Origin of the sequence: Amycolatopsis sp. NPDC006125 (assembly GCF_040614195.1) — a bacterium.
GTDB lineage: Bacteria > Actinomycetota > Actinomycetes > Mycobacteriales > Pseudonocardiaceae > Amycolatopsis_E > Amycolatopsis_E tucumanensis.
In genome coordinates, this window is sequence record NZ_JBEXTZ010000082.1 from 1 (window position 1) to 16,155 (window position 16,155).

Annotated in this window: 19 protein-coding genes; 13 read left to right on the forward strand and 6 right to left on the reverse strand. The window is 71.8% G+C overall.

All coding sequences use genetic code 11. From position 1 onward, the window contains the following. Positions 1 to 74 precede the first annotated feature (74 nt). Genes ABZ193_RS32135 through ABZ193_RS32145 form a run of 3 tightly spaced genes read left to right on the forward strand, consistent with a single transcriptional unit; the run spans position 75 to position 2,537 of the window. Positions 75 to 1,880 carry a CHAT domain-containing protein gene (locus tag ABZ193_RS32135; RefSeq protein ID WP_354712545.1) on the forward strand — a complete coding sequence of 602 codons (1,806 nt, stop codon included), beginning with the start codon at positions 75 to 77 and terminating at the stop codon, positions 1,878 to 1,880. A gap of 40 nt (positions 1,881 to 1,920) precedes the next feature. After that, positions 1,921 to 2,124 carry a CopG family transcriptional regulator gene (locus ABZ193_RS32140; RefSeq protein ID WP_027935544.1) on the forward strand — a complete coding sequence of 68 codons (204 nt, stop codon included), beginning with the start codon at positions 1,921 to 1,923 and terminating at the stop codon, positions 2,122 to 2,124. Beyond that, positions 2,121 to 2,537, forward strand: a complete 417-nt coding sequence (locus ABZ193_RS32145) for a type II toxin-antitoxin system death-on-curing family toxin (RefSeq protein ID WP_354712546.1) — start codon at positions 2,121 to 2,123, stop codon at positions 2,535 to 2,537. The genes ABZ193_RS32140 and ABZ193_RS32145 overlap by 4 nt, the downstream gene beginning before the upstream one ends. Positions 2,538 to 2,612: 75 nt before the next feature. Here the strand turns inward: ABZ193_RS32145 and ABZ193_RS32150 are convergent, their stop codons facing one another. Beyond that, positions 2,613 to 2,951, reverse strand: coding sequence for a hypothetical protein (locus ABZ193_RS32150; protein ID WP_354712547.1), 339 nt, complete (start codon positions 2,949 to 2,951; stop codon positions 2,613 to 2,615). A gap of 33 nt (positions 2,952 to 2,984) precedes the next feature. On the opposite strand from ABZ193_RS32150, the gene ABZ193_RS32155 reads away from it, so the two are divergent. After that, positions 2,985 to 3,215 (forward strand): type II toxin-antitoxin system CcdA family antitoxin, encoded by a 231-nt coding sequence (locus tag ABZ193_RS32155; protein WP_020415980.1) that lies wholly within the window; start codon positions 2,985 to 2,987, stop codon positions 3,213 to 3,215. Next, a complete protein-coding gene (locus tag ABZ193_RS32160) occupies positions 3,208 to 3,612 on the forward strand; it encodes a type II toxin-antitoxin system VapC family toxin (RefSeq protein WP_354712548.1) in 405 nt (134 codons plus the stop codon). Before ABZ193_RS32155 ends, ABZ193_RS32160 begins: the two co-directional genes overlap by 8 nt. Positions 3,613 to 3,693: 81 nt before the next feature. On the opposite strand, the gene ABZ193_RS32165 is transcribed toward ABZ193_RS32160, so the two are convergent. Then, a complete protein-coding gene (locus ABZ193_RS32165) occupies positions 3,694 to 4,326 on the reverse strand; it encodes a hypothetical protein (protein WP_235716030.1) in 633 nt (210 codons plus the stop codon). A 391-nt stretch (positions 4,327 to 4,717) separates the two neighbouring features. Between ABZ193_RS32165 and ABZ193_RS32170 the strand changes: the two genes are divergently transcribed. Genes ABZ193_RS32170 through ABZ193_RS32190 form a run of 5 tightly spaced genes read left to right on the forward strand, consistent with a single transcriptional unit; the run spans position 4,718 to position 9,526 of the window. Beyond that, a complete protein-coding gene (locus ABZ193_RS32170) occupies positions 4,718 to 6,064 on the forward strand; it encodes a DUF1932 domain-containing protein (protein ID WP_020415977.1) in 1,347 nt (448 codons plus the stop codon). Continuing rightward, positions 6,064 to 7,485 (forward strand): TRAP transporter large permease subunit, encoded by a 1,422-nt coding sequence (locus ABZ193_RS32175; protein ID WP_020415976.1) that lies wholly within the window; start codon positions 6,064 to 6,066, stop codon positions 7,483 to 7,485. Before ABZ193_RS32170 ends, ABZ193_RS32175 begins: the two co-directional genes overlap by 1 nt. A gap of 24 nt (positions 7,486 to 7,509) precedes the next feature. Continuing rightward, positions 7,510 to 7,776: a hypothetical protein gene (locus ABZ193_RS32180; protein WP_148085745.1), complete on the forward strand. Its 267-nt coding sequence runs from the start codon at positions 7,510 to 7,512 to the stop codon at positions 7,774 to 7,776. Beyond that, positions 7,769 to 8,746 (forward strand): cyclase family protein, encoded by a 978-nt coding sequence (locus ABZ193_RS32185; protein ID WP_354712549.1) that lies wholly within the window; start codon positions 7,769 to 7,771, stop codon positions 8,744 to 8,746. Before ABZ193_RS32180 ends, ABZ193_RS32185 begins: the two co-directional genes overlap by 8 nt. A 30-nt stretch (positions 8,747 to 8,776) precedes the next feature. Further along, on the forward strand, positions 8,777 to 9,526 hold the full coding sequence (locus tag ABZ193_RS32190) for an IclR family transcriptional regulator (protein WP_027935541.1): 750 nt from the start codon (positions 8,777 to 8,779) through the stop codon (positions 9,524 to 9,526). 53 nt (positions 9,527 to 9,579) lie between these two features. Here the strand turns inward: ABZ193_RS32190 and ABZ193_RS32195 are convergent, their stop codons facing one another. Both ABZ193_RS32195 and ABZ193_RS32200 read right to left on the reverse strand, forming a co-directional pair. Beyond that, a complete protein-coding gene (locus ABZ193_RS32195; RefSeq protein ID WP_354712550.1) occupies positions 9,580 to 10,179 on the reverse strand; it encodes a LysR substrate-binding domain-containing protein in 600 nt (199 codons plus the stop codon). Further along, positions 10,127 to 11,086, reverse strand: a complete 960-nt coding sequence (locus tag ABZ193_RS32200) for an RluA family pseudouridine synthase (protein ID WP_354712551.1) — start codon at positions 11,084 to 11,086, stop codon at positions 10,127 to 10,129. The genes ABZ193_RS32195 and ABZ193_RS32200 overlap by 53 nt, the downstream gene beginning before the upstream one ends. Before the next feature lie 81 nt (positions 11,087 to 11,167). On the opposite strand from ABZ193_RS32200, the gene ABZ193_RS32205 reads away from it, so the two are divergent. Continuing rightward, positions 11,168 to 11,731, forward strand: a complete 564-nt coding sequence (locus tag ABZ193_RS32205; RefSeq protein ID WP_020415970.1) for a helix-turn-helix domain-containing protein — start codon at positions 11,168 to 11,170, stop codon at positions 11,729 to 11,731. Further along, positions 11,718 to 12,605, forward strand: a complete 888-nt coding sequence (locus tag ABZ193_RS32210) for an SRPBCC family protein (RefSeq protein WP_354712552.1) — start codon at positions 11,718 to 11,720, stop codon at positions 12,603 to 12,605. Before ABZ193_RS32205 ends, ABZ193_RS32210 begins: the two co-directional genes overlap by 14 nt. Positions 12,606 to 12,654: 49 nt before the next feature. Here ABZ193_RS32210 and ABZ193_RS32215 read toward each other — a convergent pair whose 3' ends face one another. Then, a complete protein-coding gene (locus ABZ193_RS32215; protein ID WP_354712553.1) occupies positions 12,655 to 14,037 on the reverse strand; it encodes an MFS transporter in 1,383 nt (460 codons plus the stop codon). Positions 14,038 to 14,135: 98 nt separating this feature from the next. After that, complete coding sequence (locus ABZ193_RS32220; protein ID WP_354712554.1) at positions 14,136 to 15,047, reverse strand: dihydrodipicolinate synthase family protein; 912 nt, start codon at positions 15,045 to 15,047, stop codon at positions 14,136 to 14,138. A gap of 125 nt (positions 15,048 to 15,172) precedes the next feature. Here ABZ193_RS32220 and ABZ193_RS32225 point away from each other — a divergent pair, with 125 nt between their 5' ends. Next, positions 15,173 to 16,153: a LacI family DNA-binding transcriptional regulator gene (locus ABZ193_RS32225; RefSeq protein ID WP_354712555.1), complete on the forward strand. Its 981-nt coding sequence runs from the start codon at positions 15,173 to 15,175 to the stop codon at positions 16,151 to 16,153. The last annotated feature ends 2 nt before the right edge of the window (positions 16,154 to 16,155 follow it).

Below are 16,155 nucleotides of genomic sequence, written 5' to 3' on the forward strand. Positions count from 1 at the left end.
TATCCAAACAACCTTTAACACTCTTTCCATACCCGACTCTATTCCTATCTTACCAGACCCCCTTGCGCTCCGAGATGCCCCCCGGTCGTGCGTCGGTGGCCGCGGCCGCCGACGGCAGCCCGGAGCGCGCCGGTTACGTGTCCGGCCTCGCCGCTGCCCTGCACGACTGGTTCGCCCGCCCCGGCGCGGGCGAGGAGGACCCGGCGATCCTCGACGAGGCCGTCGCGCTCGCCCGCGAAGCCGTACGGGCGCGGGGGAGCGGGTCGTTCTCGCGGGCGACCACGTTGACCACGCTCGCGGACGCGCTGCGGCTGCGGTTCCGCCGGTTCGGCGACCGCGACGCGCTCGCCGAGGCGCTCGACGTGTACCGGGAGGCCGCGCTGTCCGCCGGATCGCCGACGGTCGGACGGGTGGGGGCCGCCGACCGGTGGGGCGAGCTGGCCGCCGAGGGCGGGCTGCCCGCCTCCGCGGCCGAGGGCTACGCCGTCGCGGTCGGGCTGCTGCCCCAGCTCGCCGGCCGCCGCCTGGACCGGGGCGACGCGCAGTACTGGCTGGGCCGTTTCGCCGGGCTCGCCGCGGACGCGGCCGCCTGCGCGCTCGACGCGGGCGATCCGGAGGGCGCGGTGATCATGCTGGAATCCGGCCGCTGTGTGCTGGCGGCCCAAGCGCTCGACAGCCGCGGCGACCTGACCGAGCTGCGCGAGCGGGCGCCCGAGCTGGCGGCGGAGTTCGAGGCGCTCGGCGCGGAGTTCGAAACCGACACCAGCCGGGATCGCCTCGCGCTCGCCGGGGAACTGGAGGAGCTGGCCGCGCGGATCCGGGAACTGCCCGGGCTGGACCGGTTCCTCCGGCCGCCGTCGCTCGCCGACCTGACGGCGCAGGCGCACGAGGGCCCGGTCGTCTACGTCAACGTGAGCGGCTACCGGTGCGACGCGGTGATCCTCACCCCGGACGGCGTGCAGGTCCGGCCGCTGCCCGACTTGAGCTCAGAGGCGCTGGGGCAACGGGTGCGGGAGTTCCGTGCCGCGCTCGCCGCGGAGCCGGACCAGCGGCTGTCCGCCGAACGCACGATCCACGAGACGCTGGAATGGTTGTGGGACACCGTGGCGGGCCCCGTGCTGGACTCGCTCGGGGCGGCGTCGCGGATCTGGTGGGCGCCGGTCGGGGTGCTCAGCCTGCTGCCGCTGCACGCCGCCGGTCATCACCGCGACGGCGGCCCCACGGTGGTGGACCGGGTGATCTCGTCGGTGACGCCGACGGTCCGGGCGCTGGCCCACGCGCGGACGCAGCGGCAGGGGAGCGGCGACCGGCTGCTGGTGGTGGCGATGCCGTCCACACCGGACGGTCCCGACCTGCCCGGCGCCCAGGCCGAAGCGGATTTCCTCGCCCGCATGGCCGGCGCCACGGTGCTGACCGGCCCCGGCGCCACCCGGGAAGCTGTGCTGGACGCGCTGCCGAGCGCCGGCTGGGTGCACTTCGCCTGCCACGGCCACAGCGACCCGGCCAACCCGTCGGACAGCCACCTGGTGCTGCACGATCAGGCGTTGCGGGTGGTCGACGTGTCCCGCCTGCGCCTGCCCGGCGCCCGGTTCGCCTACCTGTCGGCCTGTGACACGGCCCGCACGACGGAAACCCTGTCCGACGAGGCGATCCACCCGGCGGCGGCGTTCCAGATCGCCGGGTTCGCGCAGGTGGTGGGCACACTGTGGCGGGTCGACGACGCCGTCGCGCCGTCGCTGACGCAGCAGATCTACACGGATTTGTTGTCGTCCGGAGCCGATACCGCAGCCGCGGCGGTGCACCGGACGATCCGCGCCCTGCGGGACCGCTACCCGAACCTCCCATCCCTCTGGGCAGCCCACGTCCACTTCGGCGCCTGACAGCAAACGATCTTGATACCAGACTGGTATCATGGACAGCATGGCGATGACACTGCGCTTGACGGAGGAGCAGGAGCGCGCGCTCGCGATGCTCGCGGAGGCTCAAGGCGTGAGCAAGCACGAGGCAGTGGTGCGTGCTATTGGTGAAGCCGCGGCGCGCCGCGTTCGGGATGATCGCGTGCGCGCCCTGTCCGAGGAGGGACGAAGCCGGTACGCCTCGCTGCTCGACCGGCTGGCCCAGTGAGGATCGACTACCTCGATCTGGAGGACCTGCTCGCTCTCGCATCGGATCTGGGAGTGCCGAAGGTGCGGGATGCGGGCCTGCTGGACTCCGCGGCGCACCGCCCGAAGGTGTCGGTGATGGGGCAGGACGCCTACCCCGGCCTCCATGAGAAGGCTGCGGTCCTGCTCGAGTCGATCGTGCGCCACCATCCGCTGATCGATGGCAACAAGCGGCTTGGCTGGATGGCCGTCTTCGTGTTCTACGGTCTGAACGGTCTCGATCTCGATGCGCCCGAGGACGAGGCGTACGACCTCGTCATCGGGGTTTCCACGGGTGCGGTCCAGTATGCGGAGGCCGCGGAGCGGTTGGCCCGATGGACCCGGCCTGACCTCGCTCCGCCGCGTGGTCCCGCCGACTTCCGCTTCGAAACCTGACTGCGGTTCGCGGAACCTGGTCGACCGCCCCGTGCGCCGCGCACCCGCCTCGGTGCGGCGCACAGGCCTGGATGATCAGTCCGGCTTGATGCGGATTCCGCAGGCGTACACCCACATGTGCTCGTCCTCCTCTCCCTTCTCGCCACGCGGCGGCAGGACCCGGACCACCCAGCCGCCCCAGTCCTCGGTCGGTTTGTTCTTGCAGACGCCGCGCGAATAGATCGGCACGTACCTGCTGCTGTTCGGGGCGTTTTCGGCGCATTCCCAGCCGCCCCCGGTGAGGGTGTACCCCTCGTCGACGCACACCGTCTCGTCCTGATCGAACTTGCCCCGCTTCCCGCGTCGCGGCGTTCTGGCCGCCCAGCAGGCGTGTCCCTGATCCCGCGCCCCGGTTGCGAAATCGCCGATGATCATGAGCGACCCCTGGCGTGTGTGTATAGTGTGTGTATGGCGAGGTTGAACGTCTACGTGCCCGATGAGCTGGCCGCACGCGCCAAGGCTGCGGACCTGAACGTATCCGCGCTGGTGCAGGCGGCGATCGCGGACGAGCTGCAACGCCGCGCCATGGACGCCTGGCTGGACGCCCTCCCATCGCCGCGGCGGACAGTCTCGCACGAGGCTGCTGTCGAGGCTTTGGATGGCGCTCGCGCGGAGCTGGCCGGTGCCGAGGATGAGTGACGCGCCGGCGGAGATCGCGGTCCTGGACGCGTCGGTGCTCGTGGACTTGCTGGCAGGCACCGACTACGCGGCCGCCGCGAAGAACCGGCTCGCCGGTACCGTCCTGCACGCGCCGGCGCATCTGGACGTTGAGGTCCTCTCCGCGTTAGGGCGGCTGGAGCGTGCCGGCGAGCTGCCTGCTTCCGAGGTCGACGTGGCGCTGAACGCGTTGGCCACGATCCCCGTCACGCGGCATCCGGTCGTCGAACTCGCCGCCGGCGCCTGGGCGCGCCGGGCGGATCTCCGTCTCGCTGATGCGCTCTACGTCGAGCTCGCCGCGCGCCTGCACGCGCGGGTTCTCACCACCGATCACCGTCTCGCCCGGGCGACCTCCCTGGCCGAAGGGATCAGCCGGTAGTCGACGCGTCAAGGGGCTGAGCCGGCTCGACCCCCGCCAACCGTCCTCGACGGCTACGCGCCGACAAAGCGTCCTGGCGTTCTAGACGTTCGTCGGGCAAGCCCCGGTCGCCACGGTGATCGGGGCCTCCTCGTAGGCCTGCACCGGCGTCGTGCAGCCGGTGGGCACCAGGTGGTCGTCCTGCTGCACATACGTCATCCAGTACAGCGGGGCGAGCGCGAAGCTGGGCTCGTACGTGCTCTGCCGCACCGCGGCGTCCGGCACACCGTCGGCGTTGAGGTCCCGCACGTCGGCCGCCACGCCTTCCACCGCGGTGTCCACCGTGATCTTCGTGTCGAGCCGCAGCGCCGCGACGGCCGCGGAGTGCGCGCCGAACTCGAACGCGACGGCACACCGCCCCGCGCCGCAGAGCCCGGCCGTCACCCGCTCGTAGGGTTGCCCGTCGCTGCCACGGACCTGTGTCGTGTCGACCAGGCTCGCGCCGTCCCAGTACGCCAGCACGTTGCCGCCGACTCCGTGCAGCCCGTCGAGCCGGTGCCCGTCGGGCAGCGCGGCGGAGAACATCGTCTCGCAACCCTGTTCGCAGCCCGGCACCACCGGCGGCGGCCCGGCAACCTGTGGCGCCGCAGGCCTCGTCATCTCCGCGGCCGACGGGATTGCCAGCGTCAAGACGCCCAGCAAGGCCAGCATGCAGCGGCGAAGCCCCCTCTTCATGTGCTCCATTGTGACCCGCTCCGGACGGGCGCTGCATGGCGGTGCGGTGGCGGACCCGGCCGGCTTCTACGCGACGCCGGGGAACTGTCCGGATCGGCTGGTCCTGACACCGCAAGACGACCAGCAGCATCCCGGCCAAGTGGACGGCGCGGGTCCACATCGGACAGTGGTCGTGCGCGCCGAGCCCCGATGTGACGTGCCGGCTATGGGCAAGGTCCGGGGCACTCGAGCACGCCGCCGACGGCACCACCGTGCGGCGCGCCGCTGTGCGCCCGTGTGATCGGCGTGGCGGACCGGCGCAGCTCACCGTTGACTCTCCTCTCATCTTGTGGCAATACTATCCGCATAACGGTAGGACTTACCACTGTGTGGAAATCTGCAAGGAGGCAGAATGCGGATGTCGGTGCTGGGGCTCGGCGAGGCCGGGACGCTCTACGCGGCCGGCCTTGTCGCGCGCGGCTGGAACGTGGTGGGGTACGACCCCGCCGACAACGCGACGCCGGCGGGCGTGCAACGCGCGGACACTCCGGAGGCGGCGGTCCGTGACGCGGACGTGGTGCTGAGCCTGGTCGGCGGGCGCGCCGCGGTCGAAGCCGCGGAGTCGGTCGCGCGGTTCCTGCCGCCCGCGGCCGTGTACGTGGACATGAACGCGGCCGCGCCCGAGGTCAAGCGCACGATCGCGAATACGGTGGGCGAGAGCCGGTTCGCCGACGTGGCGGTGATCGGGTCGGTGCCCGCCCACGGCGCCGCCACCCCGGTGATCATCAGCGGTCACGCCTCCGCCCGGGCCGCCACGACCTTCGAGCAGCTGGGTGCGCGCGTGGACGACATCGGGGGAGCACCCGGCGCGGCGTCCGGCCGGAAGTTGCTGCGCAGCACCTTCATGAAGGGCCTGGGCGCGCTGATCGTGGAGTCGGTCCTGGCGGGTCGCGCGGCGGGCGCGGAGGACTGGGTGCGTGAGCAGATGGCCCGCGAACTGTCCGGCGGAGACGCGGCGGTGAACCGGCTGCACGACGGCACGCTCAAACACGCCGCCCGGCGCGCTGGTGAAGCCGACGCTGCCGCGGCACTGCTCGATTCACTCGGGGTGCTGCCGGTGATGACCCGGGCCACCGCGGAGGTGCACCGTGGCCGCGCGGACGCCGCGCTCGCGCCCGCCGAGGACCTGTGGCCGGAGTTCGAGGGACTCGCCGTCGCCAACATCGGCGACGCGCGCGATCGTATGGGCATGCTCGACGGCGGAATACACGCGCTGTGGAAGGGCGCCCGCGTAGTCGGCCGCGCCCGCACGGTGTGGGTGCCCCACGGCGACAACTTGGCCCTGCACCGGGCGATCGCCTGTTCACGGCCGGGTGACGTGCTGGTCGTCAACGGTGGCGGCGACACCAGCCGGGCGCTGCTGGGCGAGCTGATGGCCGAGCGCGCCAAGCGCCGCGGGGTCCGGGGCATCGTGGCCGACGGGGTGCTGCGCGACGTGAGCGAACTGGAGAAGATCGGCTTCCCGGCGTGGGCCCGCGGTGCCTGCCCGGCCGGGCCGTACAAGAACGGCCCTGGCCAGGTGGACGTGCCGGTCGCGGTCGGCGGGGTGGTCGTGCGGCCCGGCGACGTGGTCGTCGGCGACGACGACGGTGTCATCGTGATCCCGGCGGCCGAGGCCGCGGCCAGCCTGCTCGGGGGCCGCGCCGTGGAAGCCGACGAGGCGCAGCGCCGCGCCGCGATCCTCGCCGGGACGGCGTGATGACCGGGGTGTGGGCTCTGCTCGCGTTCGTCGCGGTCATCATCGTGTGGAACGCGGTGTTCAAGCGCAACATCGGTGAGGCGATGATCCTCGGGTTCGTGGCCGTGTGCGGCTTCGCGGTGTTCGGCGGCACCGAGGACGGCGGATCCGCGTGGTCGGCCATCCAGCACGCCGTGGTCGACTCGATGCAGGAGGAGGTCACCTTCGCCGGGCTGGCCTTCGTGTTCATGTCCTACCTGCTCGCCAAGACCCCGGTGCTGGACAAGCTGATCGACCTGCTCAACTCCGTCCTGGGCCGGCTGCGTGGCGGCCCGGTCTACACGGCCACCGTCGCCGGCGGCATCTTCGGCGCGATCGCCCACGTCGGCGCCGCGGTCACGGCGGCGGTCGGCTCGGTCACCGTGCCGTGGATGAAACGGTCCGGCGTCAAGCCCGAACTGGCCGCCACCGTGGTCGCCGGTGGCGCCGGGATGGGCGTGACGTTCCCGTTCTCGGCCACCATGTTCATCCTCGTCGGCGGGCTCGCCGCGCAGGGGATCATGCAGGCCGACGAGATCGTCAAACCCCTCGCCATCGCCGGGCTGTGGTGCCTGGGCTACCGGATCGTGCTGTCGTGGTTCCTGATCCGGCGCAACGGCATCGAACCGATCGCCGAGAGCGACCGGATCCCGTTCGGCCGCAGCCTGCGTTCCGGCTGGACCTCGTTGCTGCTGTTCCTGCCGATCCTCGTCCCGCTGTTGCTCACCCGCGGCCCGGTCGCCGAAGCGCTGGGCACGTACTCCGGCGTCGGCGAGGCCCTGAAGAAGCCCGTCGCGCTCGCCGACGGCACCAAACTGCCCGCGCAGCCCTACTCGATGCCGGACGTGATCAGCCTGATCACCTGGATCCCGGTGCTGATGATCGCGCTGGTGCTGTTCCTCGGCCGCAAGCACCTGCCCCGCACCGCCTCCGGGTGGTGGTCGGTCATCGGCAAGGCGGCGCCGTCGTTCGGCGTCATCGGCATCACCATCGTCGCCGCGTTCTCCGCGTCCAACGTCCTGGCCGACCTCGGCCTCGCCGGACAGCTGGAGACCGTGCTGGCCGGGCTCGACGCGCCCGCGTGGATCATGGCGATCGCGATCGGCGTGATCATCGTGGCCATCGCGATCCCGCTCACCGCGAGCGCGACCATGGCCGCGGTGGGGCCCGTCGCGGTGGCCGCTCTGGTCGGCGCCGGCGTTCCCGCGCCGATCGCCGCCGCCGCGGTCCTGATCTTCGCCTCGACCGAGGGAGCCTCTCCGCCCTCCGGCGCGCCGATCTACGTCGCGGCCGGCATCGCCAGGGTCGACCCGGTCAAGACCTTCCTGCCCCTGCTCAAGTACTACTGCCTGCCCATCCTCGCCCTCGGCGTCGGCATCGCCGTCGGTGTGCTCCCCGTCTGACGCCGAAACCGAAGGAACAGACCCATGAGTTCAACGATGAACCAGATCACCTCCCGTCCGAACCGGACAGTCCGGATCGCCACCTTCCTCTTCGCCCTCACCGTCGTGTTCTTCCTCCTCGCCGGACTGGCGATCGTCGTCGGGCAGATCGCCACCCTCGCCGCAGGCGAAGCCACCGCCGCCCGCCACTGGGCCGCGGCCGTCGCTCCCTACGCGTTCGGGGGCGCCTCCGTCGCCGGGTTGCTGTCCTTCGCCCTCTCCTACCGCAAGCAGGACCCCGACCGTGACTGACAACCGCATCGACGTGCCCACGTACGCGCAGCTGCGTGGGCACGTCCCGCCCGGCTCCAGCTGGGGCGTCTTCGAGCACGATCCCGAACGCGGGATGGCCAACTTCGCCGGTCCCGCGCAGGTGCTCGACGCGCTCGCCTGCGTCAGCCGCGGTGCGGCCTTCAGCCTCGACCACGCCCTCGACGCGTTCGACCCGCCGATGGCGCGTGCGCGGAAAGCGCCGCGCCACGAGCTGCTGTCCGCGCACGCCGAGGCTCGCGATGACGTGCTGCGCGAGTTCTACTTGCAGGCCACATCGCAGGTCGACGGCCTGCGGCACCGGCGCGCGTCCGGGTACGGCTTCTACAACGGGGTGCCCGATGACGAAATCCGGGCGGGGCGGCCGGCGCTCGGTGTTCAGCGCTGGGCCGAGAAGCCGATCGTCGGACGTGGCCTGCTCATCGACGTCGCCGGGCTTCTCGCCGCGGAGGGTGCGCCGCTGGACCACCGGCGTGGTCCCGCGCTGGACGTGGACGTCCTCGACCGCGCGCTGCGGGCCCAGGGCGAACGCGTGCGTCCGGGGGACCTCGTGCTGGTCCACACCGGGTGGGCGCGGTGGTTCCTCGACGCCGGGCCCGCCCTGCGTGCCGAAGTCCGCGAGGCCCGCCGCGCCACCGGCTTCCGGCAGACCCACGACCTGCCGGAGTGGCTGTGGGACCACCAGGTCGCGTTGTTCGCCACCGACACCTTCGCCGTCGAAGTCCTGCCGGTCGCCGCCGACACCTACCTGGCCGGCGCGCCCGAGGACGCGGGCATGATGCACCAGGAGCTCATCGCCAAGCTCGGCGTGCCCCTCGGGGAGCTGTGGAACCTCACCGACCTGGTGGCCGACAGCCGGGTCCACGGGAGGTGGGACGCGCTCGTCACCGTCAAGCCCCTGCACCTCGTCGGAGGGGTCGGCTCGCCACCCAACGCCACCGCACTCCGGTGACTGTGCTCACTGTGTGGGAAGATGTGGCTCATGGCCGAGCCGGACAAGCCCGCGACGAGCATGCGCTCGCTCGAGCGGGCCATCGACATCCTCGAGGTCATCGACTCCAGCCAGCACGCCCTGCGGCTGACCGAGATCGCCCGGCGGGCCGGGCTGCCGGTCGCCACCACCCAGCGCATTCTCGGGGTGCTCGAGGCGCGCGGCCGCGTCGAACGGGATGCGAACGGTTACCGGCCCGGGGTCGCCCTGATCTTCGGAGCTCACGCCTACCTCACGACGAGTCCGCTGCTGACCGCCGCCCGCCCGATCCTGCACGACCTCGCCGCCGCGACCGGCCTGACGGCGTCCCTGTTCAAGCGGATCGGCTGGTCCCGCGTGGTGCTCGCCCGCGTCGACGGCGCCAGCCCGCTGCGCTACGAACTGCCCATCGGGGAACGGCTGCCCCTGCACCTCGGCGCGGGGAAGGCCCTCACCGCGCAGTTGGACGACACCGAGCTGACCGAGTTCCTCGAGCAGCTCGGGGACCCGGGCCGCGGCCCCCTCGACCGCGACGACTTCCTGGCCGAGATGAAGACCATCCGGGACCGCGGATACTCCCAGGCTCGCGGTGAGCGCGAACCCGGGATGGCGTCGGTCGCCGCCGCCGTACCCGACCCGGCGGGCGCCACCGCCGCGGTCCAGGTGACCGGAACCTTCGCCGACATCCCCGAAGACCGTGTCCCCGAGCTCGGTGTGGAACTCCAGCGCGCGGCGCTCGCGATCTCGCGCCGCGTCTCCTGAGCCGGCAGCACGCCTCCGGCTCGCCAGCCTTTTGGGTCGCCGCGCACATGCCTTCAAGGCAGGGGAGCGGCCGCTCGGTCGCGGATCACGGCTTTCAACGCGTGCACGACGGTGGCCACGGCGGGGTGGCCGGCCGTGCCGCGGCGGCGGCTGACCGAGATCTGCCGCGTTCCGTGGGCCACCGAACCGGCGACCAGGTGGGACAGTTCGCGCGGCACGGCCAGCCGCGGCACGATGGTGACCCCCGCGCCGGCCTCGACCAGGCGCGCCATGTCACCGAAGTTGTCGATCCGGTGGGCGATCTGGGGTGCGAAGCCGGCGGCCCGGCAGTTGTGCAGCAGCGAGTCGATCGACGGGGCGCCCTCCGCGGCCGCTATCCAGTCGGCGTCGGCCAGCGCGCGCAGGCCGTCCCGCTCGACCCCGGCGTGCGCGGGCGGTGGCGCCAGCAGGACCAGCGGATCGGCCGCCAGGAACTCCGACTCCAGACCGTCGGGCAGGGTCTGGCTGCGGAACGAGTAGTGGTAGGTGATCGCCAGATACGCCTCGCCCGCCCGTAGCGCGTTGAGCGCCGGCTCCGTTTGCTGGGCTGATAGAACCGCATCACCCCGGACGCGCCGCGCTGCCCGTCTCGCCGTCGCCGCTCCAGTCCGCATAGGACTCCCACGCGCCCAGCGTCAGCTTGCTTTCGAAGTGGCGCCGCTCGCCCGTGATGGGGTCGGTGAACTCGAGTGTCTTGGCCAGCAGTTGCAGAGGGCGGCGGAAGTCGTCGAGTGGGGCGTCGACGACGGTGGGGTAGAAGCGGTCGCCCAGGATCGGGATCCCGAGGTGGTTCATGTGCACCCGGAGCTGGTGCGTGCGCCCGGTCGCGGGCACCAGCCGGTAGCGGCCGCGGCCGTCCGCGTGCTCGAGCAGTTCGACGCGGGTCTCGGCGTTGACCGGCCCGTCGGCTTCGCGCGCGGTGAGGCTCCCGCGGTCCTTGACGATCCGGCTCCGCACCGTGACGGGGAGGTCCAGGTGAGGGTCGTGGCGCGCGACCGCCTCGTACTCCTTGCTGACGCGACGGTCCCGGAACAGGGTCTGGTACCGGCCGCGGTACTCGCGCCGCGTGACGAACAGGAGCAGCCCGGCCGTGGCGCGGTCCAGCCGGTGCGCCGGGCTCAGCTCCGGTAGCCCGAGGTCGCGCCGCAGCCGGACGAGTGCGGTCTCCAGCACGTGCTGTCCCCGCGGAATCGTGGCCAGGAAGTGCGGCTTGTCGGCCACGACGAGGTGCTCGTCGCGGTGCACGACGCCGATCGGGAACGGCACCGGCACCTCGTCGGGCAGGTCGCGGTGGAACCACACGAACCCACCGGGCTGGAACGGAGTGTCGGCGGTGACCGGGCCGTCCTCGCCGGCGATCCGCCCCTCGGTGAGCATCTCGTCGAGCCGTCCCGCGGGCAGGCGGCTGAGGCGCTCGGCGAGGTGGTCGCGAATCGTGGTCCACGGCCCCTCGGCGGGCAGCTTCAGCCGCGCCGGGTCGAGCCCGTGGCGCTGCGGAAGCGGAGCCGGCCTGCGTGACACGGGTGGACCCTACCGGCGCCCCCGGGAGGTGCACCGGCACTATTGACAAAAACTTCTTTTACATAAAGACTCATTTTTGCCATGAGAGATGTCGTCTACCTCGATCAGATCGAGCAGGCCGAGGCCCTGCTCAAGCCGCAGCGCATCGAAGTGCTGCGGCGACTCGCCGAGCCCCGGTCGTGCACCGAGGTCGCCCTCGAGCTCGACCAGACCCCGCAGCGGGTCTACTACCACGTCAAGCGCCTGCTGGACGCCGGCCTCGCGCGTCAGGTGGCCCAGCGCCGGGTCCGCGGGATCCACGAGGGGATCTACCAGGCGGCGGGCCGGTCCTACTGGCTGTCCCCGGCTCTGGTGGGCCGCATCGGGCTGCGGCAGACCCGCGACCGGCTCAGCCTGGGCTACCTGGTCGACCTGATGGAGGACGTGCAGGCGGACATCGCCGCGCTTGATCTCACCCGCCCGGACCTGCCGTCGATCGGTGTGTCCGGCGACATCCGGGTGCGCCCGGAGCAACGCAAGGCGTTCCTCGACGAGCTGCAGCAGACACTGCAGGACCTGTTCACCCGCTACGGCGGGGCCGACGGCGACGCGTTCCGCCTGGCCGTCGCCTGCTACCCGAGAGGAGAACCCGATGACCGAACCTGACCTGCTCCTGACCGCGATCGTGCCGACCCCGCTGAAGGAGACCTACCAGGCGCTGACCGATCCGGCCGCGCTGCGCGTCTGGCTCGCCGAGCACGCCGAGGTCGAATTGCCCGGCAGATACGAGTTCTGGGGCCGCTACACGCCGGACGGGGCCGAGCCGCACCAGCGCGTGCTGCACGTGGACGAGCGCACCATCCGGTTCGCCTGGACCGTGGACGGGGTGGAGGCCACCGTCCAGTTCGAGCTGGCCGACGACGAGGACGGCACCCTGGTCACGCTCACCCACAGCGACCTGCCCAGCTTCGAGGAGGTGATCGCGGACCAGGCCGGCGCCCGTGGCGCGCTGCAGACGTTCTGGTCGCTGGCGATCGCCAACCTGGCCGACTACCTGGCCGGCCGTGAGCTGACCCCGATGGTCGACTTCACCTCCGGCGAACTGCGCGCGTCGGTCGTCATCGACGCGGCCCCGGAGGAGGTGTTCGACTCGATGATCCAGCCGGAGGTGTTCCGCAAGTGGTTCGGCGCCAAGGTGGACATCGAGCCCCGGCTGGGTGGCCGCTTCGCGATGGGCGGGTTCGAACTGGACCCCGGCGGGGCCAAGTTCGTGGAGTTCGAACCGGGCCGCAAGGCCGCCCTGCTGTTCGCCGACGGCGAGACCACCAGCTGGGAGCTGGAAGGCTCCGGCGGCAAGACCCGGCTCACCATGTGGCACAGCGGCTTCGACCCGGACAACCCGCCCTACGCCGCCTGGGGCGGCTGGCTCGGCGGCATCGCCGGGCTCCGGCGCTACCACGAACTCCCGGGCCGGCACTCGATCTGGCGCCGGACCGAGATCGCCGGCGTCCCCGAGGGCATGCTGACGATCGACCAGTGAGACGAGTGCCCCGGAACCCGTTCCGGGGCACTCTCCGCCGGCGACCGTCTCAAGGGGACAGTTCCTCGAGCACCTGGCCCTTGGTTTCGACGGCGTGCCGGATGGTGATCACGCCGCCGATCAGTGCGACCACGGCGAAGGCGGCGAAGACGTAGCGGATGCCCAGTCCGGCGACGACGAAGCCGACGAGCAGCGGGCCGGCGGAGGAGGCGGCGCGCAGCCACGCGCTGCCGAAGCCGGTGCCCACGGCGCGCAGGCGGGTGGGGTAGAGCTCGGCGGAGTAGAGGTAGAGGGAGAACGCGATCGTCTGCAGGATGGCGTACGCGATCGGGGCGAGGATCACCACCTGGGTCGCGGTCGTGGCGCCGAGGGCGGTGAGCACCACGAGTGGCACGGTGGCGGCCAGGAACGCGATGGCGTACCAGCGTTTGCGGCCGACCTTGTCGATGTAGAGCGCGCACAGGACGGAGGCGACGACACCGACGGCGGAGGTGATCCAGCCGTAGAGCAGGCTGGTCTGCAGGGGCAGGTCGAACACCTGCCGGTAGAGCGTGGGCAGCCAGGTCACCAGTCCGTTGTTGATGACGTAGACGGTGATCCACAGCGCCCACAGCATCAGCGTGCGCTTGAGGTAGATGCCGCGGAACAGGTCGCGCCAGCCCGAGCCGGTGGCGGGTGCGGTGACCGGGCGGGGAACCGGCTCGGGCAGCGGTTTGCCTTCCTTGACGGCCTCCCGTTCGAGCATGGTGACGACCTTGTCGGCACGGTCGAACTTGCCCTTGGCGGCGAGCCAGCGCGGGGATTCGGGCATGAACACCCGCAGCGGGATCATCAGCACGGCCGGGACGAGCCCGACGACGAACAGGGCGCGCCAGCCGAACTCCGGCACCAGGAAGTAGCCGGCGAGCCCGGCGAAGAGCAGGCCGACCGGGAAGATGACCTCGTAGAGCAGGAAGAACCGGCCGCGTTTGCGGGCGCCGACGAACTCGTTGATGTAGGCGCTGGCCACCGGCACCTCGCCACCGGTGCCGATGCCCTGCAGGAAGCGGAACACCAGCATCGAGGCGCCGCTCCAGGCGAACAGGCACGCGATGTCCATCGACACGAACAGCACAATGGTGATGAGCAGGGTGCGCAGGCGGCCGATGCGTTCGGCGAGCCAGCCGAACAGGATCGCGCCGGCGAACTGGCCGACGTAACCCGCGGAGAGGATCATGCCCACCCACGCGGGGGTGAGGTGCCATTCGGTGACCAGCTTGGGCATCGCGAAGGCGATGACCAGCACGGTGTAGGCGTCGAAGAAGGTGGCGGTGCCGATGATGACGCGGATCATCAGGAGCCGGCGGGTGACCGGTAGCCGCTCGAGCCGCGCCACCAGCGCGGCGTTGGCCTTGGCGGCCGCCTCGGGGCTGCCGGCAGCGAAAGTCGTCATGGGTTTCGTTTCCTCGCCCTCCGCCGCGGTGCGGAGTCGTGGGGACAACATTGTCGCCGGTCCCGGCGGCGGGGCCGCCGCCGGGACGCGAGTGGGGCTCAGACGAGTTCGGCGCTCTTGAGCGCCTGCACGATCTCCTCTTCGGCCTCGGGGGAGAGGTCGATCAGCGGGGAGCGGACGCCGGCGTGCTCGAGGATGCCGCGCGCCTTGAGGCCGAGCTTGAGGGCGACGGTGCCCTCCATGTGCGAGCCGCGGTGGTAGACGGCCTTGGTGACCGGCAGCAGGCGGTCGTGCACGGCACGGGCGGCGGGGTAGTCGCGGGCCTTGCCCGCGGCGATGAGCTCCAGCAGGGGCTCGGGGGCGAGGCCGCCGTAGCCGACGAGCAGGCCGTCGACGTCGAACATGGTGTGCAGCAGGTACTCGTCGTGGCAGGACAGGATCTGCAGGTCCGGGTGCTCGCGGCGGAGCACCGGGATCTCGGTGTCCCAGCGGCGCATGTTGCGCACGCCGTTCTTGGTGGCGAACACGCCGTCCTGCGCGGCGATCTCGAGCTGGGTGTCCAAGTCGTAGGTGGCCTTGGTGTTGTCCGGGTACTGGAACAGGATGCAGGGCAGGCCGGACTCCTCGTAGATCGCCCGGTAGCGGTCCTGCGGCGCGCCCGCCTGGTAGCCGAAGCGCAGCCAGCCGTGTGAGGGGTAGATCAGCCCGGCCTTGGCGCCTGCCGCGACGGCGCGTTTGGCCTCGGCGACCGCGACCGCGGTGCCCTCGCCGGTGATCCCGGCGATCACCGGGATGTCCACGGCTTCGGCCAGGTTGGCGATGGTCGCGACCTGCTCCTCCTGGGTGAGGAAGGTGCCCTCGCCCGCGTGGCCGAGGATCACCAGGCTCTTCACGCCGTCGTGCCCGGCCAGCCAGGTGCCCAGCTTCGCCATCGCGGCGTGGTCGACCTCGCCGTCCGGCGTGAACGGGGTGACCGGCGCGGGGTTGAGGCCACGGAGGTCCAGTGTCATCTCGAAGTGCTCCTTCTCATCAGGTCCGGGAACGGTTGCGGGAACGTTCCCATAGAATGCGTCACGTGCCTCCCGCCGTCAACGGTGAGTCCGGAAAGCCCTCGCCGACCAGTAGCCTTGCCCCCGTGGTGACCATCCTCGACGTTGCCCGGGCCGCCGGGGTCAGCAAGTCCACCGTGTCCCGCGTCCTGGACGAGCGGCTGCCGCGCTCCAGCAGCCCCACCGCCGAACGGGTGCGGCGGGTGGCCGCCGAGCTCGGCTACGTGCGCGACCCGCTGGCCTCCGGGCTGCGCCGGTCGGGCACCAACACGGTGGGCGTGATCGTGCCGCGGCTCACCGACACCGTGATGGCGATGCTCTACGAGGAGATCGCCGCCGCCGCGGGGAGCCGGGGGATGTTCGCGATCGTCGCCACCACCGAGGACAAGCCCGACACCGAACGGCTCGCCGTGCAGACCCTGGTGCGCCGTCGCGTCGACGGGCTGATCCTCACCACCGCGCGGCTGGGCACCCCCACCGCCCGCGACGTGCCGCACGCGCTGGCCCTGCGCACCGACGGCATCGGCCCGGCCGCCGTCGGCGACGACCGGCTCGGGGCGCACCTGGTCGTCCGGCACCTGCTCGACCTCGGGCACCGGCGCATCGGGCTGGTCGGCGGCCCCGGCTACGCGTCCAGCGCCCAGGAACGGCTCGCCGGCTACCGCGAAGCCCTCGACCAGGCCGGGATCGGCTTCGACGACCGGCTGGTCGCCGGGGACGCCTTCTCCATCGAGTCCGGGGAGATCGCCGGGCGCGACCTGCTGGACCGGCCGGACCGGCCGACCGCGATCTTCGCCGTCAACGACAACACCGCCATCGGCGTGATGGCCGCCGCCCACGCGCTCGGGCTGCGCGTGCCCGAGGACCTGTCGATCGTGGGCTACAACGACATCCCCATCGTCAGCCGCCTGCCCGTGCCGCTGACCACCGTGCGCGTCCCGTTCGGACAGATCGCGGCCGGCGCGCTGGACCTGCTCACGGAAGCCACCCGCGGCGAGCAGCCCCGCACGCTCGTCGCCACACCCACCCTCATCCCACGGCGCTCCACCGGGCCAGCGCGCGCGTGACG

Bases quoted from the DNA above. Each gene is read 5' to 3' on its own strand.
- ABZ193_RS32220 (WP_354712554.1), bottom strand. From the start codon at position 15,047: ATGACACTGGACCTCCGTGGCCTCAACCCCGCGCCGGTCACCCCGTTC.
- ABZ193_RS32210 (WP_354712552.1), top strand. From the start codon at position 11,718: ATGACCGAACCTGACCTGCTCCTGACCGCGATCGTGCCGACCCCGCTG.
- ABZ193_RS32215 (WP_354712553.1), bottom strand. From the start codon at position 14,037: ATGACGACTTTCGCTGCCGGCAGCCCCGAGGCGGCCGCCAAGGCCAAC.
- ABZ193_RS32180 (WP_148085745.1), top strand. From the start codon at position 7,510: ATGAGTTCAACGATGAACCAGATCACCTCCCGTCCGAACCGGACAGTC.
- ABZ193_RS32150 (WP_354712547.1), bottom strand. From the start codon at position 2,951: ATGATCATCGGCGATTTCGCAACCGGGGCGCGGGATCAGGGACACGCC.
- ABZ193_RS32140 (WP_027935544.1), top strand. From the start codon at position 1,921: ATGGCGATGACACTGCGCTTGACGGAGGAGCAGGAGCGCGCGCTCGCG.
- ABZ193_RS32135 (WP_354712545.1), top strand. From the start codon at position 75: ATGCCCCCCGGTCGTGCGTCGGTGGCCGCGGCCGCCGACGGCAGCCCG.
- ABZ193_RS32195 (WP_354712550.1), bottom strand. From the start codon at position 10,179: ATGCGGACTGGAGCGGCGACGGCGAGACGGGCAGCGCGGCGCGTCCGG.
- ABZ193_RS32165 (WP_235716030.1), bottom strand. From the start codon at position 4,326: ATGAAGAGGGGGCTTCGCCGCTGCATGCTGGCCTTGCTGGGCGTCTTG.
- ABZ193_RS32205 (WP_020415970.1), top strand. From the start codon at position 11,168: ATGAGAGATGTCGTCTACCTCGATCAGATCGAGCAGGCCGAGGCCCTG.
- ABZ193_RS32170 (WP_020415977.1), top strand. From the start codon at position 4,718: ATGCGGATGTCGGTGCTGGGGCTCGGCGAGGCCGGGACGCTCTACGCG.
- ABZ193_RS32155 (WP_020415980.1), top strand. From the start codon at position 2,985: ATGGCGAGGTTGAACGTCTACGTGCCCGATGAGCTGGCCGCACGCGCC.
- ABZ193_RS32160 (WP_354712548.1), top strand. From the start codon at position 3,208: ATGAGTGACGCGCCGGCGGAGATCGCGGTCCTGGACGCGTCGGTGCTC.
- ABZ193_RS32190 (WP_027935541.1), top strand. From the start codon at position 8,777: ATGGCCGAGCCGGACAAGCCCGCGACGAGCATGCGCTCGCTCGAGCGG.
- ABZ193_RS32175 (WP_020415976.1), top strand. From the start codon at position 6,064: ATGACCGGGGTGTGGGCTCTGCTCGCGTTCGTCGCGGTCATCATCGTG.